The 20,810-nt window shown below is 50.3% G+C and carries 14 protein-coding genes; 5 read left to right on the top strand and 9 right to left on the bottom strand.

Annotation, left to right across the window (positions count from 1 at the left end):
* On the bottom strand, positions 1 to 245 hold a 245-nt coding region (locus KOO63_16025; protein ID MBU8923324.1), incomplete at its 3' end, for a twin-arginine translocation signal domain-containing protein.
* Between the two features lie 291 nt (positions 246 to 536).
* Between KOO63_16025 and KOO63_16020 the strand changes: the two genes are divergently transcribed.
* Together KOO63_16020 and KOO63_16015 are read left to right on the top strand one after the other, a co-directional pair.
* Positions 537 to 1,904: a NapC/NirT family cytochrome c gene (locus KOO63_16020; GenBank protein ID MBU8923323.1), complete on the top strand. Its 1,368-nt coding sequence runs from the start codon at positions 537 to 539 to the stop codon at positions 1,902 to 1,904.
* A gap of 91 nt (positions 1,905 to 1,995) precedes the next feature.
* Positions 1,996 to 3,207, top strand: a complete 1,212-nt coding sequence (locus tag KOO63_16015; GenBank protein MBU8923322.1) for a hypothetical protein — start codon at positions 1,996 to 1,998, stop codon at positions 3,205 to 3,207.
* A gap of 421 nt (positions 3,208 to 3,628) precedes the next feature.
* Here the strand turns inward: KOO63_16015 and KOO63_16010 are convergent, their stop codons facing one another.
* The 6 genes from KOO63_16010 to KOO63_15985 form a co-directional block, all read right to left on the bottom strand.
* Complete coding sequence (locus KOO63_16010; protein MBU8923321.1) at positions 3,629 to 4,882, bottom strand: hypothetical protein; 1,254 nt, start codon at positions 4,880 to 4,882, stop codon at positions 3,629 to 3,631.
* Between the two features lie 16 nt (positions 4,883 to 4,898).
* Positions 4,899 to 5,867: an outer membrane lipoprotein-sorting protein gene (locus KOO63_16005; GenBank protein MBU8923320.1), complete on the bottom strand. Its 969-nt coding sequence runs from the start codon at positions 5,865 to 5,867 to the stop codon at positions 4,899 to 4,901.
* Positions 5,868 to 5,917: 50 nt separating this feature from the next.
* A complete protein-coding gene (locus tag KOO63_16000) occupies positions 5,918 to 8,263 on the bottom strand; it encodes an MMPL family transporter (protein MBU8923319.1) in 2,346 nt (781 codons plus the stop codon).
* A gap of 164 nt (positions 8,264 to 8,427) precedes the next feature.
* Positions 8,428 to 8,751 (bottom strand): zf-HC2 domain-containing protein, encoded by a 324-nt coding sequence (locus KOO63_15995; protein ID MBU8923318.1) that lies wholly within the window; start codon positions 8,749 to 8,751, stop codon positions 8,428 to 8,430.
* Positions 8,748 to 9,323, bottom strand: coding sequence for a sigma-70 family RNA polymerase sigma factor (locus KOO63_15990; protein MBU8923317.1), 576 nt, complete (start codon positions 9,321 to 9,323; stop codon positions 8,748 to 8,750). The genes KOO63_15995 and KOO63_15990 overlap by 4 nt, the downstream gene beginning before the upstream one ends.
* Positions 9,324 to 9,367: 44 nt before the next feature.
* A complete protein-coding gene (locus KOO63_15985) occupies positions 9,368 to 11,749 on the bottom strand; it encodes an ABC transporter permease (protein MBU8923316.1) in 2,382 nt (793 codons plus the stop codon).
* A gap of 269 nt (positions 11,750 to 12,018) precedes the next feature.
* On the opposite strand from KOO63_15985, the gene KOO63_15980 reads away from it, so the two are divergent.
* The 3 genes from KOO63_15980 (at position 12,019) to KOO63_15970 (ending at position 16,463) form a co-directional block, all read left to right on the top strand.
* Positions 12,019 to 15,405: a PAS domain S-box protein gene (locus KOO63_15980; protein ID MBU8923315.1), complete on the top strand. Its 3,387-nt coding sequence runs from the start codon at positions 12,019 to 12,021 to the stop codon at positions 15,403 to 15,405.
* 92 nt (positions 15,406 to 15,497) lie between these two features.
* Complete coding sequence (locus KOO63_15975) at positions 15,498 to 15,896, top strand: cupin domain-containing protein (GenBank protein ID MBU8923314.1); 399 nt, start codon at positions 15,498 to 15,500, stop codon at positions 15,894 to 15,896.
* A gap of 45 nt (positions 15,897 to 15,941) precedes the next feature.
* On the top strand, positions 15,942 to 16,463 hold the full coding sequence (locus tag KOO63_15970) for a hypothetical protein (GenBank protein MBU8923313.1): 522 nt from the start codon (positions 15,942 to 15,944) through the stop codon (positions 16,461 to 16,463).
* 60 nt (positions 16,464 to 16,523) lie between these two features.
* Here the strand turns inward: KOO63_15970 and KOO63_15965 are convergent, their stop codons facing one another.
* Together KOO63_15965 and KOO63_15960 are read right to left on the bottom strand one after the other, a co-directional pair.
* The gene (locus KOO63_15965) at positions 16,524 to 18,107 is read right to left on the bottom strand and encodes a DUF5329 family protein (GenBank protein MBU8923312.1); all 1,584 of its coding nucleotides are present in this window, start codon (positions 18,105 to 18,107) and stop codon (positions 16,524 to 16,526) included.
* A 26-nt stretch (positions 18,108 to 18,133) separates the two neighbouring features.
* The coding region (locus KOO63_15960) for a PDZ domain-containing protein (protein MBU8923311.1) at positions 18,134 to 20,810 on the bottom strand (2,677 nt) is incomplete at its 5' end.

Raw genomic sequence — 20,810 nt, 5'->3', positions numbered from 1 at the left:
ATATACCGTTTTCTATTGAAATCCTGCGCGGCGCCCTGAAAGCTCTCACAACCCGTGTACGAATCGGGATCCTTACCGGCAGCATAGCCAAAGAGGCCCAGCCCTCCACCCCCGGCTATCGCCGCCACCGACCCTGATATCTTCAGAAAATTCCTTCTGGATATTCTACTGTCCTTCCGGTTTTTTTTAGACCCCTTACGGATCTTTTTATCGCTTTTTCGGTTTTTCCTGTCCTTGCCTTCCATTCACAGCTCCAGTCTGGTTTCATCAGATATCTTAAAACGTCACGGTGGTGTTCTGCACAAACATGTAGCTTCTTCGTGAAAATCGATCCCATGTGGTCCCGGCTGTCTGACTACTTCAGGCTGGGATCAATAGTATCATATTCGATGATGGTCATGCAGGTAATTCCTCTTTCATTCTCATCCATTCTATCAATCAACAAAACTATTGACCGGCACCCATGTCCTGAAGGAAAATCGTTCATATTCTATTTAAATGATTTACGGCTCACTTTCACGATCGTGAGGCAGGAAATGAATAAGCTCTTTTTGACAGCCAGCCTTATTACGGTAATGCTCACAGTTTTTCTGATTCCAGGAGGCACTGGGCATAGTGAGGGCGGAGGAAGTGGCTCATTCGGCGCATTCGAGGAAAAAGACTTCGAAAGGCCCGAGACATGCCGCCAGTGTCATATCGATATATACGAACAATGGTCCCAGGCGATGATGTCCGAGGCCTTTACACATCACTGGGACGAGATAGAATATTTCGATCTTGCTGTCGAACATGCCAAACGAAACCCTGAGCTCGAAGATGTAGTAGCCGGATGCAACGGATGCCATACTCCGTTGATGTGGCTGACAGGCACAAAGACACCACCACACCCCGCAGAAGGATCGCGGGCAAACGAGAGCGTCTCCTGCGATATCTGTCATACGATCACGGCCCGCACGGGTGACCCCTCGGTCAATTTCAATTATGTCAACTCACCGGGCAAGACAAAATACGGCAACCGCGAGAAAGCTGTCAGCCCATATCATAAGTCAGCGAAACTCGATTTCGTAAGCTCCGCGGAATATTGCGGGATCTGTCATAACGAACAGAATCCATTCGGGCTGTGGGTAAAATCGACTCAACTCGAATGGGCGGAGGGGCCATATAACGTCGAAGGCGTCCAGTGCCACACATGCCATATGCCGAGAGCTCCTGGCAGGAGCGCCAATACCGCAAAAGAGGCGCATGCCGATGTCGCACAGCACCTCTTCCACGGCGCTCATGATCCTGGAAAAGTAGGCGGATCCATAGAGATGAGGATGCATCCGGTCGAGAGAGAGTTCGAACCGGGCGACCAGGTAGTCGTCAAGGTACAGCTCTTCAATGGTAAATGCGGGCACAAGGTCCCGTCCGGTTCGGCCGAGGAAAGGCAGCTCTGGCTCCGCGTGGTCGCGATAGACGCGGCGGGCAGGGAATATCACCTTCCCGTAGACCTGAAGGGGTTTGAAGGCGAGGAACAGACGATAACAAGCAACGAGTTGACCTACCAGGACATGGGATATATGCTGGGCAGGCCCGATTTTAAAGGGATACCGAGAGACGCGCTTCCCGAAGGTGACCGGATATTCTGCCTCCCCTACTTCGACCCCGAGGGACGAAGGACGATCGCCCAGTGGAATACGGCCTCGTTCGGAACCGATTACAGGATCGGTCCCAGGGAGACCAGGATCGAGACATATACCTGGACCCTGCCCGACGATATCGAACCGGGGAAAGTGCTCATAAAAGGTACCCTGAACTATCGCAGGCTGGTCAAGTCCGTTGCTGAGTATCTGAAAGTCCCTGAGGATGAGACAGAGATAATACATGTGAACGACGCGGAGACCTGGTTCGAGGTATTCGATTAATTCAAGCTCTTTGATCAGCTCAAGAGCTTCGATTAAATTTTGTCATTAGATCAATTCGGGTTCCTGGATTAAATCAAAAGGAGGTCTCGATTTGGAAAGAACGACCAAACGGACAAAGATGACCCTGGCATGCCTGGTCATGTCGATTATTGTAGTGACCGTTCTTGCGGGGAGCGCGGACGCCGTCCCCGCTTTTGCCAGGAAATACAAGATGTCCTGCACCACATGTCACGCTCCAGCACCGAGATTGAAAGCCTATGGCGAGGACTTTGCCGGTAATGCTTTCCAGCTTGAAGAGGGACAGGAACCGGCCCGGGCCTTTTACGACACAGGAGACGACCTGCTTATGCTGCAACGGGACATCCCCATAGCGATCAGGTTCGATGCCTTCGCCCACCACACGCATTATTCTGGAGAAAACGGCGATGACATGACCGACCTCAAGACCCCCTACGGGGTAAAACTGATGTCGGGAGGAAATATCTCGAAAAGCATCGGATACTATTTCTATTTCTATATGTCCGAAAAGGGAGAGGTCGCGGGTATCGAAGACGCCTATATCCATTTCAACAACCTCTTCGGCTCAGAACTGGACATCATGGTGGGACAGTTCCAGATCTCCGACCCCCTTTTCAAGAGGGAACTGCGCCTCACCTTCGAGGACTACCAGATATACAAACTCAGGATAGGCGACACGCCGACAAACCTCGCCTACGACCGCGGACTGATGGTCACCTATACCTCTCCCTGCGGAACCGACCTTGTGTTTGAACTCGTAAACGGCAATGGAAAAGACGAAGTGGATGATGCTGGATACTTCGACGCGGAGAAGTGGAAGAACGTCCTGCTAAGGGCAACTCACGGCTTCGGGCCGGTGCGGATCGGAGGATTCGTGTATTCGGCCGACTCAAGAGCACCGGTCTGGAACGATTATGTCCACAACAAGCATATGTACTGGGGAATCGACGGCACGATCGATTTCAGGGACATCCTGCAATTGAATGTCCAGTATCTTGAAAGGACAGACGACAATCCATACTACGACCCACTGAAGGCCAATGAGAAAAAGACTGTCGGCGGGTTCGTCGAGCTGGTCTGGGCTGTGAACGGAGCCGATGGACGCAATTTCGTCACCGGGCTGGTCAATATGATCGACTCGGATATCGACAAGTACGACTATCTCTCAGGCACACTCAGCTACAGTTATCTCCTTCGCCGAAATGTCCGGCTCCTTGCCGAGGCCACTTACGAAGACGAACGAGAGCGTTACGACTTTATCACAGGGTTCGTCTCGGCGTTCTAGCATCGTCGGAACGGAGCAATTCATGCGACTGCCGGGACAGGGAATGTAATCGCCGGGGACGCATGACAGTCGATCGGTGTTGTTTTGGAAAAGTAGTTTTGATGAAAAATAATAAAAGGGACCTGGTAAGAATCCTGGTCCCTTTTTTCCGATCCCGTTGTCCGACGGCCGAGACTTCCATCAGGCCATGGGGATCAGCCTTCCGAAATAAGACGATCCTTGTCTTAAGCTCTATCGTCCTGGCAGCCTGAAAATGGCTGCACCTTAATGACCCTTCTGCATCCCCTCATCCCCGTCTTCCCTCCATCCATATACTGTTACGTTCGCTGTATTAATATAGTTCCAAAAAATCTGTATTTCAATGAATTTATACCTTAATTTTTCCGTCCGGGAAGGATCCTGACGAATAACACTCACCCTTCTAGAGGCCATAGGTGAACTTCATATAAACATTGTCGTTTCTATCGAACATCCCGAACCTGGTCCATGGATCAGCGCCCTCGAAGAAGTTCGCGCCTACTGCCATGGTCACTTCGTCGGTGAACCGGTATGAGACTGCCATCCTGCCGTAGAAATCCTCTTCCGATGGAGAATAGAAACCGAACAGAGAGACATTGAGGGTCTCCATCAGGAAAAGCATCGTCACCCTGCTGGTCAACAGATGATACATCTCGTCCTCTTCGTTCGACCCCATGGGAAGGGTCTCGAGATACCTGTCGTGATCTACGATCATGCTGTTACGATACTGGATATTAGCAGTGAACGACTGATTTATCGCTCGCTCGAAACCGACGAGACTCCCTATTGACGAATTTGGCACGAATGGATCGTCACCTTCGCTGTCATCAAGAGAATCGTAATACCCGCCTTCGGTCCAGAAGACTCCGCCAAACACAGGTGATCTCAGAGATGCTCCGAACACCTGGAGTCCGGGATAATATGCCGTCATCGTCGCCGGATCCATTCCGACCGGCCCCTTGTAGAAACCCCGATAGTAATAGAGCGCCGCATCAATCGTACCGATATATTTCGAATATCTCGCCGCGATCTCACCATTGATCACCTCTGCGTCAGGAAGAGTCGGGTCCATAATGAAACCTTCTCCGCCTACATATCCACCGGTCATCGGGTTGTAATAACTGAACCTCTCCCCCGTCGGAGTGATATCCGGGGCGAACCGCGGTGTATAAACGATATCGAGTGTGCCGGGCCGACCATAAATAGTCGTTCGCAACGCGTTCTGCGGCGATTTGAGATACTGGTCGTCACGACCAGCGAAAAATGACTGATAATCCTTCGGGAACAGATCGTTGATGAATATCAGGTCTCCTGTTCCCCAGGTAATGACTTGTCTTCCGACCTTCATATCAACATTATTGCCGATGTTGAATTTTAAATATCCCTCTCTGAGGATCATCCTGTATTCTGGTTCCAGGTAATCGTCATAAACAAAATCAAGACGTCCAAAATACTCCGCGGCATCTGAGTATGACTCGATTCGCATCTGGAGTCTCACTTCCGAGGCCGATAATTCCGATGGCACAGGGTTGTTCCTGTCCGATCCGTATCCGTATAGTCCCTGAACGAATCCACTTATATCAGTCGCTGTGGCCGCAGTGGCCGCGACTATAAGGATCATCATTGTTACCGACATTTTCTGTATAAATCTCATCATCGTTATCACCCCATCCCTACTTTATATATTCGCGAGGCGGATTCTTGAGAAAACGCTCCGAGAAGATTGATTCCTTCATGCCCACGTTATATCTGATCCCGGAAAACTCGACAGTCGTATACTGCTTTTTCTTTACATTCTCCATCTTTCTATATGCTGGCGTGAGTATCCCGTCATGCTCCTCGATCCTTTCGGCTGTGAAGATCCTGGCCAGCTCTCCCTTGGCGTTGTAATACTCTTCCTTCAGGATGAGTCTGTTCTCAGCATCTATGAAGGTGACCTTCCTCGCGAAGCCCTTGTACTTCTCACGTGGGATCGATTCGACTACATAGACCTTTCGATTATTGTAGGTGTCTTCCTTCAGAAGCTTGTGATCGTCCTCGGTCCAGTGCCTTCCGGAAATATCCTCGTAAGTAAAATCGCTACCCACAAAACTCGACGCCTTGTCATCGGATGAGATCCTTTTTATCAGGTCCACCGATGGAATGTAGATCCACCTGTTGTCAGTCTTTTTCGGAAGCTTGTGCACCATGAAAGACATCCTGGACACATCATGAGGCTTGCGGAAGTAGGTATAGTAATCCTGTCTGCCACCCTCTTCGAGGTCAAGCCTCATCATGGCAAACTCACGAAGCCTTTCCTTGCCCCTGCTGTTGACGATCTTCATCTGGACTTCCGCGACACCGTCATCGGCAGCGTAAAACATCACGAGATGTGCTTCCTTCATGAGTTGAGCCGCGTCCGGAACAGTATTTTCCAGTGATGCCGAATTTCCAGCCGCTGAGTTACCAGCTGCCGCCTCTTCCGCGACCACAGGTGAAAACTGAGTCAGAACCAGCATCAGTGCGACCGCCACTCCCATGGCGACAGGCCGGATTCGTCCGCCCGACGCAGACAACAACCCCTCGTCCGACGATGATCTTTTCGTCTTTTCTGATCTTTCTTTTTTCAAGTTCATGATCTCCTCCTTCTTTCCGGCCTGCATTCGCATGGCCTCCTGTTCATTGCCGCTCTCAGGCAGCCTCGTGCATTTCGTTAACTTGCTTTTTTGATCCTGGTCTTTTCAGTCTCTACAACAGCATTCGGAAAGATCCTCTTCTGTATCACTATAAAGATCGATGGCAGAAGCATCATGGTGACTACTCCCGACACCATCATGATCGCAAAGAAGAACGACCCTACCGTGATGTACGGAACCAGTATCGAAAAGAACATCGGAATGAACCCAATGGCTATTACGAGTACGTTTCTGCTTATAGCCCTTCCGAGACCTTCGAACATCTGATCAAAGGTCTCCTGGAAATCTCCCGTTTCCCTGTGGATCTCCTTCGATCTCTTTATGAAATGGATCGCAAAATCGATAGACAGACCAAGCGTGAGCGACGAAAGGACAGCTATCGGCATGTCGTATGGCTTGCCTATGAATCCTATCGCCGCATAGATGGCCATGATGGTGATGCTGAGAGGCAACATCGAGATGGCGCCCAGGATGGGAGACTTGAACAGTCCCATCATCATCAGGAAGACCACGACGAATGAGCTGAGAAGAGCCGCTCTCATACCTTCGACCATCTTCTTCTGCCACACGATATTGATATAGGGAAGCCCCGCCCACTCAGCTTTCAGTGTTGCCGGAGGCTTGTTTTCATTCATGAATTCTTCAGCCTCCTGAACTACCGAAGCAACAGACCTGTTGTCACCCTCCTTCAACTGGACCCAGAGGTTCGCCTTTGAATATTCTGGATTGACGAACTTGTAGAGGTCCTCCGGATCTCCACCCGATATCTCGAACAGGAACAGGTTCTCCGCGATCTCTTTCCTGTTGTCAGGTATCGCAAACTTTTTCTGATCTCCATCGAAAAGCTCTACCCTGACCTTCTTTACTACATCCGTGATGCCTGTAACGGCGCCTACGATCTCGCTCTTCTCAAGGTGGAGCTGGAGGCGTTCGATATATTCAAGTGTGGCCGGATCCTTCATTGACCCTTCCTCTTCCCCCTCAAGTACGAGATAGTTCATGTAGGTGCCCCCAAGGTGACTGTTGAGGGTCACATCGGCTACACGCAACGGATGGTCGCTCTTGAACCACTTCACGGGATTATCGTTTACCACTATCTTGCTCAGGCCAAAAACGGCGACTATCACTACAACTGCTGTACCGCCCAGAACAACCTTGTAATATTTCCTGTTGAAATCTCTCAACAGATGAAGGAACAGGGAAAGAGGACCGTGCGCATCGTCTTTCTTGCCAAAATTCCTCAGTGATTTGTCAGGAATAAGGACCGCGAATGCCGGGTTGAAAGTGATCGACAGCAGCCACGCGACGAATATTCCAAAGGCCACAAAGATACCAAACACCCTGACCGGCGGAATCGGTGTAAGGGCAAGAGAAAGGAAACCGACGATCGTGGTCAGGGTCGTAAAGAGCATCGGGGTGAAAAGCTTCAGAATGGAATTGCGTATTGTAGTCTTCTTGTGCTTGTAACGATGAAACTCGTCATGAAACTCGGAGATGATATGTATCGAATTCAGTACCGCTATGGGAATCAGAAAGATCGGTATCATCGAACTCATAATATGAACGGTATTTCCAGTTAGCACCAGAAGACCCATCGTCCAGATCACCGAAACGACTGCCACGATCATGGGAGCGATGACAATCCTGGCATTCCTGAAGAAGAGCAGCAGAAGCAGAAAGATGATCAATCCGGCCATAGGAGCGCTGAATGCCATCTGCTTGAACATCTCGGCCCCGAAACTGTCTTCGGCCACCGGCAGCCCCGCGATAAAATAATCCTGTCCGGAAGAATGCTTCTCGATGACCTTCTCTATCTCACCGGCGATCCTGTGAGACATGTTCTTGTTTTCGATGGGAATGAAAAGTGCGATCGCCTTGCCGTCATCTGAAGCGAGCTTCCCCTTGAACACGGGGTTGCTCCTGATCCTTTCGAGTATATATTCGGCCCTTGCGTCATCCTCGGGTTCCTCGTCGAGAAGTGTCGATACAGTCATGATCCCGTCATCTCCCTGACTGATATCATCGACAGTGGAGGGAGACAGAATATCATCGGCCACGACGCCTTCGATCTCTGAGACATCTTCGACGATCCTGTAAATGTCAGTCAGGATCTCCTTCGTAAACGCCCCTTCCTCTACTACGACTCCGACTGCTATAAAATCGGAGATCGCGAACTCTTCCTTTACCTCATGATCGAAGAGTCTTGCCGGCTCGTCAGCCTGAAGCATATTCTCCGGATCGGTATCGATCTTGATGCCTGGAAGCTGGAACGCGAAAAAGACGGTAATCACCGTAACAGCCCCGATGACCATCCACGGATGATCGATCGAGAAATCTTCGACAAATCGCCTTAAGTTTTTCATTTTACCTTTCCTTTCCCATCAAAAAATCAACGTATTTAACCCTTTAGATAGAAAAGGGGCCAAAACGATTCTAAAATAATCTGATTATTTGTAATATAATTGTAACAGGCTTGTATCAAAAACGTTACACGAGTGTAACAAGATGGCTACGGGGGTAAAAAAAGCTATTTTTCGTCGCCGGAATCACTATCTTCGACATCTGGAACGGCCTCTTCGCTATCGGGCGGGGTCTGCTCATCGGCCTCGTTCCCGAATCTTTCCTTCCACTTCTTCTCAAGAATGGATTCCAGCCTGGCGCGAAGCTCTATCGAAATGTGCTTCTCCTCACCCTCCTTGCAGAGAACCACGGTCTTTTTCAATGTATCCACCATGACCCTGCATTCGGGACAATCCCTGAGATGTTTTTCTATCTCTCTACAGATAGAGTCGTCGGCCTCTCCATCAACGTATGAGCATAGATTCTGAATATAATCGGTGCAGTCTTTCATATCTTCCTCTCCTCCATCTTCGACGAGATATGCTCCCGCAGAGCGAGCCTTGCCCTCAGTATCCTGGATTTGACGGCGGGCACGCTCAGCTCCATCACATCGGCGATATCCTTGACCGGCATCTCATCTATATATCTCAGTATGAAAGGTGTGCTGTTCTCCCCGGGCATTTCCGCTATAAAATCGTCTATGATCCCGCGGATCTGGCTGTTCTCGAACATCTCGTGAGGATCGTTCCATTCGAGCAGCCTGGAAGATCCAGTATCCGAGTGATCAGGCACATACTCCTCGATAGTCTTCAACTCCATCTTCTTCCTTTTGGCGAAACAGGCTCTCATGACATTCATCGCTATGGAATAGAGCCACGTACCAAAGGAAGCTTCGCTCCTGAAGCTCTCTATCTTGTCGATAGCCTTGAGAAAGGTCTCCTGCAGGATGTCCTGAGCATCTTCCTCGTTACCGGAGACCTTGAAACCAAGACGATAGATCTTGTCTATATAGTTCGAAATAAGCTCGTTGAAGGCCTTCCTGTCGCCCCCACGGGCGCGGATGACCAGTTCTTTTTCATTCATGGGATGATTATATGTGATGAGGACCCTTTACGCAAACTCGATATCTACTCGTACCTGACAGCCTTCACGGGGTCGGACAGGGCAGCTCTGACAGCCTGCCAGCAGATAGTGATCATCGCGATCGCAAGCGCGGCCACCCCCGAGTAGAGGAAGATCCAGGGCGTGATATCGATCCGGTACGCGTATATCTGAAGTACTCGCCTGACGATGAAGTAGGCGGCGGGCCATGCTACGATATTGGCATACATGACGCTCTTTGAAAATTCCTTCGAAAGAAGAATGATGATATTCCCAACGGATGCCCCCATCACCTTTCTTATCCCTATCTCCCTGGTCTTCTGCTCTGCCATGAACGCTGCCAGACCGAACAGTCCGAGGCAGGAGATAAGTATGGCAAATACCGTGAACGAGTTAATCACTTTTCCGGCACGCGCCTCCGCGGTATACAACCTGTCGTAGGTCTCGTCCATGAAATGGTATTCGAACGGTTTATCAGAACAGACTTCGTTCCAGACACCATCAATACCGGCGATAGCCTCTGAAGTCCTGTTCCCATCGATCCGAACGAGGACTATGCCGTATGAATTCATCCGGGACATATCCTCTGTGATAAGAAAGACATGCGGTTCGACCTGGACATGAAGCGATCTGAGGTTCGCGTCTTTTACTATACCGGTGATCGTTCCGGACCGGTCTACCATCGCGAATCCTTTTCCGATCGGATCCGCAATCTTCATCTGCCTTATCGCCTCCTCATTGAGGATATAGGCCGACGTGGCATCCGTCGAATAGTCCCTCGAAAAGACTCTTCCCTCTTTCATCTCCAATCCCATCGTCCTGAAGAAATCGAAATCGACAAGCGAGAAGATCATATCCTGGCTGTGATCCGGATCCTTGCCATCCCATTTATACCCGGTCATCCTGCAGGGGACCTCGGGGACCAAAGTGTTCTGGGCACTGACCGAGATGATACCAGGCTTTCCCAGAAGTGAGTTCTTGACATGTTCGTACCGCTCTACGATCTCTGTGTTGACCGGGAAATAGATGAGATTTTCCCTGTTGAATCCAAGGTCCTTCCTGGCCATGAAATGCATCTGCTTCGACATGAAGGAAGCCGTTACAAGAAGTAGAATGGAAAGCGCAAACTGACCTACGACCAGGCTTTTCCTGAAACGGATACCTCTCCTGCCCTGGGTGAATTCCCCTTTCAGGACCGAAGCAGGATTGAAGGCCGAGAGATACAGCGCTGGATAACTTCCAGCCGTCAGCGTGGTAAATGCTATTGTCCCGAGCAACAGGACGATCAGCCTGGTCGAGGAATATGCTATCACCAGTTCCTTGCCCGATACCCGGTTGAACCAGGGAAGCATCAAGTCTGCCAGCAACACAGCAAGGACCATCGCGAGGATCGAATAGATCAACGATTCACCGTAGAACTGACGCACGATCGATGCTCTTCCGGCACCGACGACTTTCCTCAGGCCTATCTCTCTTGCCCGCCGGCCAGCTCTGGCAGTCGAAAGATTCATGAAGTTGATACATGCGAGGATAAGAACGAACAACGCAGTGATCGAGAAAGCAAAGACCATCCTCTTGTCGCCCACAAGCTCACGAGATGATCCGATGTTGTGACTGCTGAGGTGCACGTCTATCATCGGCTCGAGCCTGTACCAGCAACCAGAATTAGACACCTGGGCGCTATTGTTATCCCGGGCTATATCGGTCATGAGTTCAGCGACCCGGCCAGTATCTGATCCTTCCGCCAACCGAAGGTATGTCGAATAATTGTAAGCCGACCAGTTGCTGTCCGAACCTCCGACCCGCCGGTAGAACCCAAACGAGATGAAATAGTCAAACCTTAAAGTGGAGTTCGAGGGGACGTCTTTTAACACACCCGAGACCATCCCCTCGAATCCTTCCGAGACTAACACTTTTCCGATCGGATCTTCTTCACCGAAGTACCTTTCGGCCATTGATTCGGTTATCACTATGCTTGATGGATCTGATAGAACTGTATTTCTGTCACCCTTGATCAGTTCGTACGAAAATATATCGAGAAATGTGTCGGATACGACGACCCCCGACTTCTCGAAGAAGACATTGTCTTTGTACCTGAATGCCAGCTTGGGAAACATCCCGAACTTGCATGCTGCCTGAACCTCGGGGACCCCCTCGACCGCTTTCGCACCGAGGGGACCAGGAGTTCCATCAAAACCGTTTTTGAAGTATTTGTCCCCGAAGCTCAAAACCCTGTAAATATTTTCATGTCCCTCGTGGAACCTGTCAAAACTCTTCTCGTGGTGCACCCAGAGTGTGATCAGGATAAATCCGGCCATACCTATCGCGAGTCCCAGGATATTGATAAGGGAATACATCTTGTATCTTGCCAGGTTTCTTAAGGCTATTTTGAAATAATTCCTGATCATTTCACTCCAATTCGTGCCACCGATAATATGCTATCTACAGGAATGCCTATACAAACAACATGCCACAATCATAACAGGTTGTATATTTGCAAGTTACATAACATCAACACCACATATGTTGTCCGGAAACGGAACAACAGGCGTTCATTATCGGACAATCTGCCGAGGGACTTCCATAAATCATAGGTAAATCAACTCATATTTTTTGGTCGCAGCATGTCACAGTTTCTTGACAATAAACAGCAGTTCCTGTAAAAATATTACTTAGTATGAAATATTCTTTAATACTTCGTCACCCATACACCACTCTAAAGGTGTCGTTCACCGTTATGCTGGCTGTGGCGCTGATGCACACAGCGGTTTGTAGCACCGAGTCTTCAGACCGCTCCATCCCGGATGAAACTGTCCGGATCGGTGTTCGGGCCCACAGCGGCATTAAAGCAGCTTTCGAAAAATGGGGACCTACCACAGACAAACTCAGCCAGGCGATCCCGGGCTATACCTTCGAGCTCGTTCCGATCATCCAGTTCGATGCGGTGAGGAAGGCCGTGAGCGATGGTACGATCGACTTCGTCCTGACCAATCCTGCGGCATATGTGGAGTTGGAAGCGAGGTTCGGTGTTACCCGTATACTCACACTTAAAAACCTGAGGATCGGTGGTGGATCTACTCAGTTCGCGGGTGTGTTTTTCACGAGGGCGGACAGGACTGATATCGAGTCGATCAGCGATATCCGAGGTCATAGCATCATGGGCGTGCATCGGGAGGCCTTCGGCGGCTGGTGGATGGCCCTGCGCGAACTGAAAGATATTGGCATCGATCCCTTCGAAGATTGTTCTGAAGTACTCTTTGCACCGGAGGGAACACAGCCACCAGTTATTTACAGTGTGTTGAGAGGCGAGGTTGACATCGGTACTATCCGCACCGGAATCATCGAAGGACTTATTGAGCGTGGAGAACTTGCTGAGGGAGCAATCAAAGTACTCGGCCAGATAGACGATGACCTCCCATTTATTCACAGTACACGCAGCTATCCCGAATGGGCATTCGCCGCTCTGCGCGAGACACCGGATAAACTTGCTCAGAGTGTGACAATTGTCCTACTGTCCATGGACATGAGTGATCCCGCTGCCATTACCGGAAACTATACATGCTGGACGATTCCCCACGATTACAGTTCTGTGCACGAAATCCTGCGGGAGTTGCACGTGGGACTATATAAAGGCCATGGGGAAGTTACGCTAAAACAATTTTTCGCCCAGCATCTGATCGAAGCCTTTGCCCTTTTGGGCACCCTTGTCCTGCTCTCCCTGTTCACGATTTACGTTATTATACTGAATCGCCGATTGCACCTCGCGCAGGCCGACCTCCTTCATGATCAGGAACATCTGGAACAATTGGTGGACCAGCGCACAACGGAGCTTCGCGTTGAGAGTGACAAACTAAAGAGCATTTTCGGGGCGATGGAAGATGGTGTTTACATTGTTAACCAACAATACGATATCGAATATGTAAACCCTGTACTTGCAAAAGAGATCGGCGCCTATGATGGCAGGAAATGTTATGAATATTTCATCGACAGAAAAGAAAAATGCCCCTGGTGCAAAAACGCCGAGGTCTTTGCGGGAAAAACAGTGCGTTGGGAATATTATTTAGACAAAACCGGAAAAACGTATGACCTGATCGATACTCCACTGAAGAACTCTGACGGCAGCATTTCCAAGCTGGAAATATTACGCGACATCACCGACCTCAAACGGGCCGAAGAATCGTTGCAGGTAAGCGAGGAAAAATACAGGGCACTTTACGATAACGCCCCCCTTGCTTACCAGTCTCTTGATGAGAATGGCCGTTTCATCGACGTGAATCCAGCCTGGTTGAAGACGCTTGGCTACAAAAGGGAAAATGTTATTGGCAAAAGCTTTGCGGAGTTCCTGCATCCTGACTGGAACCCGATTTTCGAGAAAAACTTTCCAGAATTTAAACATTGTGGCTTTGTAACCGATGTTCAATTCAAGATCAGGCATAAGGACGGGCACTTTCTGGATATCGCTTTCGAAGGTTGTATCGGATACTCGCCTGATGGCAGTTTCCGACAGACTTACTGTGTGTTCCAGGATATCACCAGGCGCAAGCAGGACGAAGAAGAGCGGGAACGGTTGATGTCTGCCATAGAGCAGGCTGCGGAGACCATAGTCATCACCGATACCGAAGGCACTATACTATATGTCAACCCGGCCTTTGAGCTGATCACAGGCTACAAGCGCGAGGAAGCCATCGGCCAGAATCCGAAAGTCCTGAAGAGCGGCGAACACGATGATACATTCTACAAGGAGATGTGGAGTACTCTCAGGCAAGGCGACACCTGGACGGGCCGATTCGTCAACAAGAAAAAGGATGGTACACTCTATAACGAGGAAGCCGTCATCTCGCCGGTGCGCGATACATCAGGCCGGACGATAAACTATGTGGCGGTCAAGCGTGACATCACCAAAGAACTGAAACTGGAGGAGCAATTGCACCAGTCCCAGAAGATGGAATCTGTGGGCCGACTGGCAGGGGGCGTGGCCCACGACTTCAACAACATGCTGAGTGTGATCCTCGGTTACGTGGAGATCGCCCTGAGCCAGGTAAAACCGACCGAGCCTCTCCATACTGACCTCGAGGAAATTCAGAAGGCCGCTCAACGCTCAGCCGATACGACCCGGCAACTGCTGGCCTTCGCCCGGAAACAGACCGCAATGCCCAAAATCCTGAATTTGAACGAAACTGTATCTGGAATGCTCAAAATGTTGAGGAGACTCATCGGCGAGGACATCGACCTGATCCTGGTGCCTGGGACGGACCTGTGGCTCCTGAAGATCGACCCCAACCAGGTCGACCAGATCCTGGCCAACCTGTGCATCAACGCCCGTGCTGCCATCACCGGCGTGGGCAAAGTCACTATCGAGACGGAAAACACAACTTTTGATGAGACATTCTGTGTGGAACACCCTGAATTTCTCCCCGGTGATTATGTGATGTTTGCAGTGAGCGATGACGGCTGCGGAATGGACAAAGAGGTCATCGATCATCTCTTCGAGCCATTTTTCACCACCAAAGACATCGGTGAGGGCACCGGACTCGGACTGGCTACGGTATACGGCATCATCAAACAGAACGGGGGATTCATTTCCACGTATAGCAAACCCGGCGAGGGAACGACATTCAGGATCTACCTCCCCCGACATACGGGTCGACCCGTTGAGAAACAAAAGTCGAACCTCGCAGAGATGCCCGGGAGCAAGGGCGAAACGGTGCTGTTGGTGGAAGACGAAGAAGCGGTGCTGAAAATGGGGCAGACTATTCTCAAACGATTAGGCTACAACGTGCTGACCGCGAGTTCTCCCAGCGAAGCCATTGGGATTGTCGAGAAGCACTCAGATAAGATCCACCTGCTTATGACCGATGTCGTCATGCCCGAAATCAACGGCCGGGACCTGGCCGAACGACTGCAATCCATTACTCCGGAACTCAAGTGCCTGTTCGTGTCCGGCTACACGGCCAATGTGATCGTTCACAGGGGAATCCTGGAAGAAGGTGTGCACTTCCTCCAGAAACCCTTCTCGATGCAGGAACTGGCATTCAAAGTCCGAGAGATACTGGATTCTGAATAAGGATTCCTGACTTATTGACACACACTCACATTCCCTGTCATAGTATTTCCTGAAATCTGGTTATTCAATGGATTCAACAAAAGGAGAACCCTGTGAAAAGACTCATTGCTGCTGCGATTCTGCTTATGTACATCTGTATCCCGATCCAGTCCGTAGCGGAAGACAAAATAGTAAACCTTTTAGACGGGGCACCTTACGTTGACAATGGAATGGGTAAAAGAAAGCTTGTAGACGAAGATCATATATTGATGATGCAGGCAGCATTGAAACCCGGGCAGGCAGTGCCCCAGCACAATGCAAACTCTAATGTGCATATAATTATCCTGGACGGGGAAGTCATCATTAATCTGTCCGGAAAGGATATCGTCGCAAGGGAAGGCGATCTTGTGCCTATTGCTTTCAAGACGCCGATGAACATAAAGAATAAGTCCGAGACAAACGCGACATTCCTGATTATCAAGACACCGAACCCCGCGCAGATGGGCGAGTAAGACAGATGTGATTTTTGCCCGATCCAAATTGCATGAGGAGGTATTTTGATTAAAAGAAATTCCAGTCTGTTTATGATAACTACCGTTCTGATCATTTGCATTGCACTCCAGGCACAGGGTCAGGAACTCGGCGAGCATATGGAGTTTATGCGGCCCTTTATCGGAAAGACCTGGCTCGGTCATTACTCAAACCCTGAAGACGCCCATTACAGGCATATAGTGAAATGGGAATCGATTCTCGACGGCCAATCGGTGCGCCTCACAAAAAGTGTCGATGAGCTTTCATTCGCGATGGAGACGATATACTACTGGGATGCTGGAAAACAGCAAGTCGCATTTCTAAGTCTGACCAACAGAGGACAGCTCAGCAGGGGAGCAGTGAAGATCGAGGGTGACCTTGTCATTATGGAGGGTGAGAGCATCGTCCAGGAAGGAAACAGGCCTTTCAAAACCAGTTATTTTCTGCGCCCGGATGGCACGTTGGAAGACAGATTTCATGTAAAAAGTGGCGACAAGTGGAATCAGCGCCATCTGATACTGATGACTGAATTGAAAGACAAGGAGTAGACGCGAACGTTAACCAACCTCGGGGCTGTGATGAAAATTAATTAGCCACCGAATCGTCTGTTACCGTCCGCAGTACGCGGTGAGTTCTTCGATCAGCCATTCAGCGCATGGTATCTCTGCTCTCCCGGCGACTCTGACCATATAGGGTTTTCCCGACCGTTCGCTCTTTGTGGCCGAAAGGCGAATGAAATCTTCCGGAGTCCAGATCTCTTTCCTGAAGTGCTTTGCCTTGCGTTTGATGTGCTTTGCGGCGGCTTCTGGTCCGTTTTCCTTTCCGTTACGGATAAACACACAGTCCGATCCTTCTACGAATCCGAGCAGATGATCGACAGCTTCTTCAAGGCGTGTCCTGTTTTCTTCGAGCATCTTCTTTATCATTTCCTCGCTGTCGTCACCCTTCTCCTTGAACCCGTACCACCCTTTGACAACCCTGCCCTCACCATCGATAAAATAATTCAGAGGTACCGCCGACAGTCCACTTATCCTCTGGTACTTTTTATTGAAAATAGCGTTGGCTTCATCTGAACCATCTGCGATCGTAGGATATGAAGTGTCATACTGATCGAGGAACTCTTTGATGATCTCAGGCTTGTCGACACAGTCGAACCCGATGACAACCAGGCCCTTCTTCCTGTATTTCCGGTGCATATCCTCAAGATGGGGCATCTCGACCCTGCAGGGAGGGCAACCCACTCTCCAGAAGACCAGCCAGACAGCCTTCCCCCTCTGAGCAGACAACTTAAACCGTCCGCCCTCGAGCAGATCGAGGTCGAAATCTGGTGCTTCCGCTCCAGCCTTTAAGATACCGTCCTCCAGAACAGGATCCCTGAACTCGATCCAGTCTTCGCCTGGCTTCCAGGAAAAAAGCTCATCAGACATCTCGTCACCGATAGATACATACGACCAGTTTTCCTCGTAGGTAATATCGTTATTGGCGTGAACCACCTGTTCGAGCTTCAGGGGTAGATGATGTTCCCTCGACAGCCAGTATTTCTTCACGCGCTGCCCCGACAGGAAACTCACCTCTATGACATCACATACCTGTCCTTCGATTTCTTCCGTCCCAAGGCCTCTTACCCCATCCAGAGACTTGAGGAACACATCGGTATATCCATGAAATGTGCTGAATTCGAAGATAGAGTTGGACATATCGACAAACATGTCACTGGTCCTGTGAAGTAGTGAATGATATCCGGGGGGCGAGTAAAATCTCCTGAACGCAACATCCTTTATCTCATCATGCCAGACAGGATCCACATTCGAAAGATGTGGCAGCCCTTTCGGCCAGTAGATCCAGGTCGTGTCTCCGTCGAGGATCAGGTTTGCCTCTGTACCAAGATCGAGAGAAACAGCCTCCATTCTCGCGAAGTTCGGCTTCTTCATCCAGAGCCTGAATCTTGCCTTTCCCAGATCTATGTCCCCAATGCCCCATGAGTATTCGCCATCGAGAAAGAGCGTCTCACTGGTCTTGAAGACATCCAGCATCCTGTCGTATAGAGCGTGCGCCTCCGGCTCGTCCTCAAAGACCGGAGTGGAGACAGGAACAGCCATGGCCCCAGCCGGCACGGCGACAACAAACCCGACCAGGCCCCATCCAATCATGATTAAACCAATAACCAGCACGAAGAACCTGATTACGGCCACAGATGTTCCCCCTTCACTCTACCAGTCTATTTCGCTTCGATCTGACCGAGAAGTTCCTCGACTGCTCTTTTCAGCTGGGGGTCTGTCCCGTCAGCCTTACATTCGGGTCCGTTCTTGACGAGGATGTCGGGGACCGCCGGCCCGAGTTCCATATTCTCCTCTGTTGCCTTTACGTACCATGCTCTGAACGGAAGCCTGACCAGCGAACCGTCGATCAGCCTCTTGCCGCCTGTCGATATTACCGCTCCGAAGGTCGGCTGCCCCACAAGAGTGCCGATATCGAGAGTCTTGTAAGCATGTGAGAATATTTCAGCGTTTGAATAGCTCATCTCGTTACAGATCGCGATCGAGGGCTTCATCCATGGGTAGAAAGGCAGCCTCTCCGCGTATGGATAGTAATCACTGAACTTTTTGTGATCTTTTTTCAGATTGCCCGCTGCCCCACGTGGCACTGTGTACGCGTGCTGCTTCACGTTGAGTACAGCCATCACGTAGTCTGTCGTCCACCCACCACCATTGTATCGCACATCGATGACGATGCCTTCCTTGCCAGCTCCGGCCGCGGCAAAATCCCTCTCGAAACGTTCGAAACTCGCCCACCCCATCGCCTGGATGTGCAGGTATCCCAGCTTTCCTTTTGAAGCTTTTTCAGTAAAAGCTCGTTTTTCCTTTACCCATTCGTTGTAAAGTTCGTTTCTGAGTGACCGTACGGGTCGGATCGCTACTTCCCTCTCCTTGCCCTTCTTGTCTGTCACCGAGAGAAGGACCTTCGTGTCGGACATATTGACGAGGAGAGAATAGAAATTGATATCGCTTTTGACAGGATCGCCATTGACGGCGGTGATGATATCGCCTTCCTCGACTGTACTGACCGTCCTGGCTGCGGGAGAATCAGGCACGACTCTCAGGACCTTTACTCCCTTGCCAGCAGACACGATATCGATTCCGAGCAGCCCGGTTACCTCTCTCTGTGTCTCAGCCATATCTCCGCCGTACAAACCCATATGGCTTGCGTTGAGCTGTCCAGCCATCAGGTTGAACATATCCCTGAAATCGTGCTTGGTCGATGCCATCATCGCCCATGGCTTGTATGTATCTTTGAGTTTTTTCCAGTTCTGGCCGTGGAAATCCGGATCGTAGAAACCAGCATCCAATGTCCGCCACGCTTCCTCGAATATCTGTCCTCTCTCGGCTATTCGGTCGATCGACATCGCCGCTCTCATGGCGACTCCCTCGACCTTGCTGGCTCCCGCTTTCATCCTGGCCAGTTTTCCGCGCTTCAGCATGTAGAGATAAGCTTTCGCCTTATCGAATTCCAGGCCGGCGGGGTTCTGCCCACCACTGGTGATGCTCTTCAGGTCCTTGCCGTCCCACTTTATCGAAAACAGGTCGCGGCCCGTGCCTGAATTGGCTGGAGCTGTAAAATAGAATGTCTTGCCGTCCTTGGAGATCGCGATATTCCCCTCGTCTCCAGGAAGCGATGTCACCTGAACGAGGCGTTCATGGATATCCTTGAAATCGATTTCCAGAGGTTCCGGCTCGTCCTTTTTCTCCTCATCATCCTTGTCTTTCTTGCCCTTTTTATCTTTTTTGTCGCTCTTGCCGGAGTCGGCGATCCCCACATCATCGCCGTCATCTTCCTCATCCCAGTCCTGGGTGGTCTTCTCCCAGTCGGCCTTCTTCAACCAGACGAACCAGACGTCGCTGTTCTGGTTGTTTCTTGCTGACGAGAACCCCAGCTTGCTTCCGTCTGGAGACCACACCGGATTAAAGTCTCCCCTCGGATGCATGCTGATATTTGCCGGATCGATCGATCCGTCGACGGGATGGATATAGATCTCGGGATCGAAGTTCAGGTCGTCGAGTGAATAGGCGACGTACTGCCCGTCGGGGGACCAGATGACACCGGAGGGTGTTGCCCAGCCATCGAGAAGCGTCTTTTTCTCGACAAGATTCTTTTTCTCATCGAATTCAGCGACGATAAGTTTACCCCTCCCCCTGAGGAAGGATAACTTTTTCCCGTCGGGAGAGACCGCGAGATCCGATTCGTCACTGCCGGTCTTCGTCAGTTTTGTGATCTCGTGTTTCAGACTTTTAAACAGATTTTTTTCATCCGGGTCCGCTGATTCCACCAGATAGATGTCATACTGTCCTGCTCTGTCTGAAATAAATACCAGGGTCGTATCGCTGGTCCATACAGGATCGGTGTCTCTTGACGGAGAATCACTCAGGTTGACGCTCCTGGCTTTTTTCTTGTGGTTCTCTGTAACGAATATCTCGCCATGAATAGCCATAGCTGTGTATTTGCCATCGGGAGATACCGAGTACTGGTTGATGTTCGCGGAGAAGGTCTCATGTTTTACCGGATCGAAATGGTAGTCCGATCCGATATCCAGCTTGATCTTCTTTGACTGGCTGCCGTCGAGGCTGATCCAGTAAAGGTCAGTCCTGGCCTCCGCAACGATAACCTGTCCAGCCTTGCTCACATCAAAATACCTGATACCTGAATCTTCACTGGTCACCTGAACAGGGTCCGAGACCGAGCCATTCTCATCTATCTTTACATGAAAGATGTTATAGTTGCCGGGGGAACTGCTGAGGTAATAAAGAGTCTCGTCATCATACCATCGGGGAAGTATGTCCATGGCATCTGATGTCGTCGCCTGGATATATTTGTTCTCTTTATGGTCATAGATCCAGATC

Source organism: Candidatus Latescibacterota bacterium (genome assembly GCA_019038625.1).
Classification (GTDB): Bacteria; Krumholzibacteriota; Krumholzibacteriia; order Krumholzibacteriales; family Krumholzibacteriaceae; genus JAGLYV01.
This window is presented reverse-complemented; position numbering and strand designations above follow the sequence as displayed.

Coding starts and splice junctions, on each gene's coding strand:
- KOO63_16020 (MBU8923323.1), top strand. CDS start 537: ATGAATAAGCTCTTTTTGACAGCCAGCCTTATTACGGTAATGCTCACA.
- KOO63_16010 (MBU8923321.1), bottom strand. CDS start 4,882: ATGATGAGATTTATACAGAAAATGTCGGTAACAATGATGATCCTTATA.
- KOO63_16005 (MBU8923320.1), bottom strand. CDS start 5,867: ATGCAGGCCGGAAAGAAGGAGGAGATCATGAACTTGAAAAAAGAAAGA.
- KOO63_16000 (MBU8923319.1), bottom strand. CDS start 8,263: ATGAAAAACTTAAGGCGATTTGTCGAAGATTTCTCGATCGATCATCCG.
- KOO63_15995 (MBU8923318.1), bottom strand. CDS start 8,751: ATGAAAGACTGCACCGATTATATTCAGAATCTATGCTCATACGTTGAT.
- KOO63_15990 (MBU8923317.1), bottom strand. CDS start 9,323: ATGAATGAAAAAGAACTGGTCATCCGCGCCCGTGGGGGCGACAGGAAG.
- KOO63_15985 (MBU8923316.1), bottom strand. CDS start 11,749: ATGATCAGGAATTATTTCAAAATAGCCTTAAGAAACCTGGCAAGATAC.
- KOO63_15980 (MBU8923315.1), top strand. CDS start 12,019: ATGAAATATTCTTTAATACTTCGTCACCCATACACCACTCTAAAGGTG.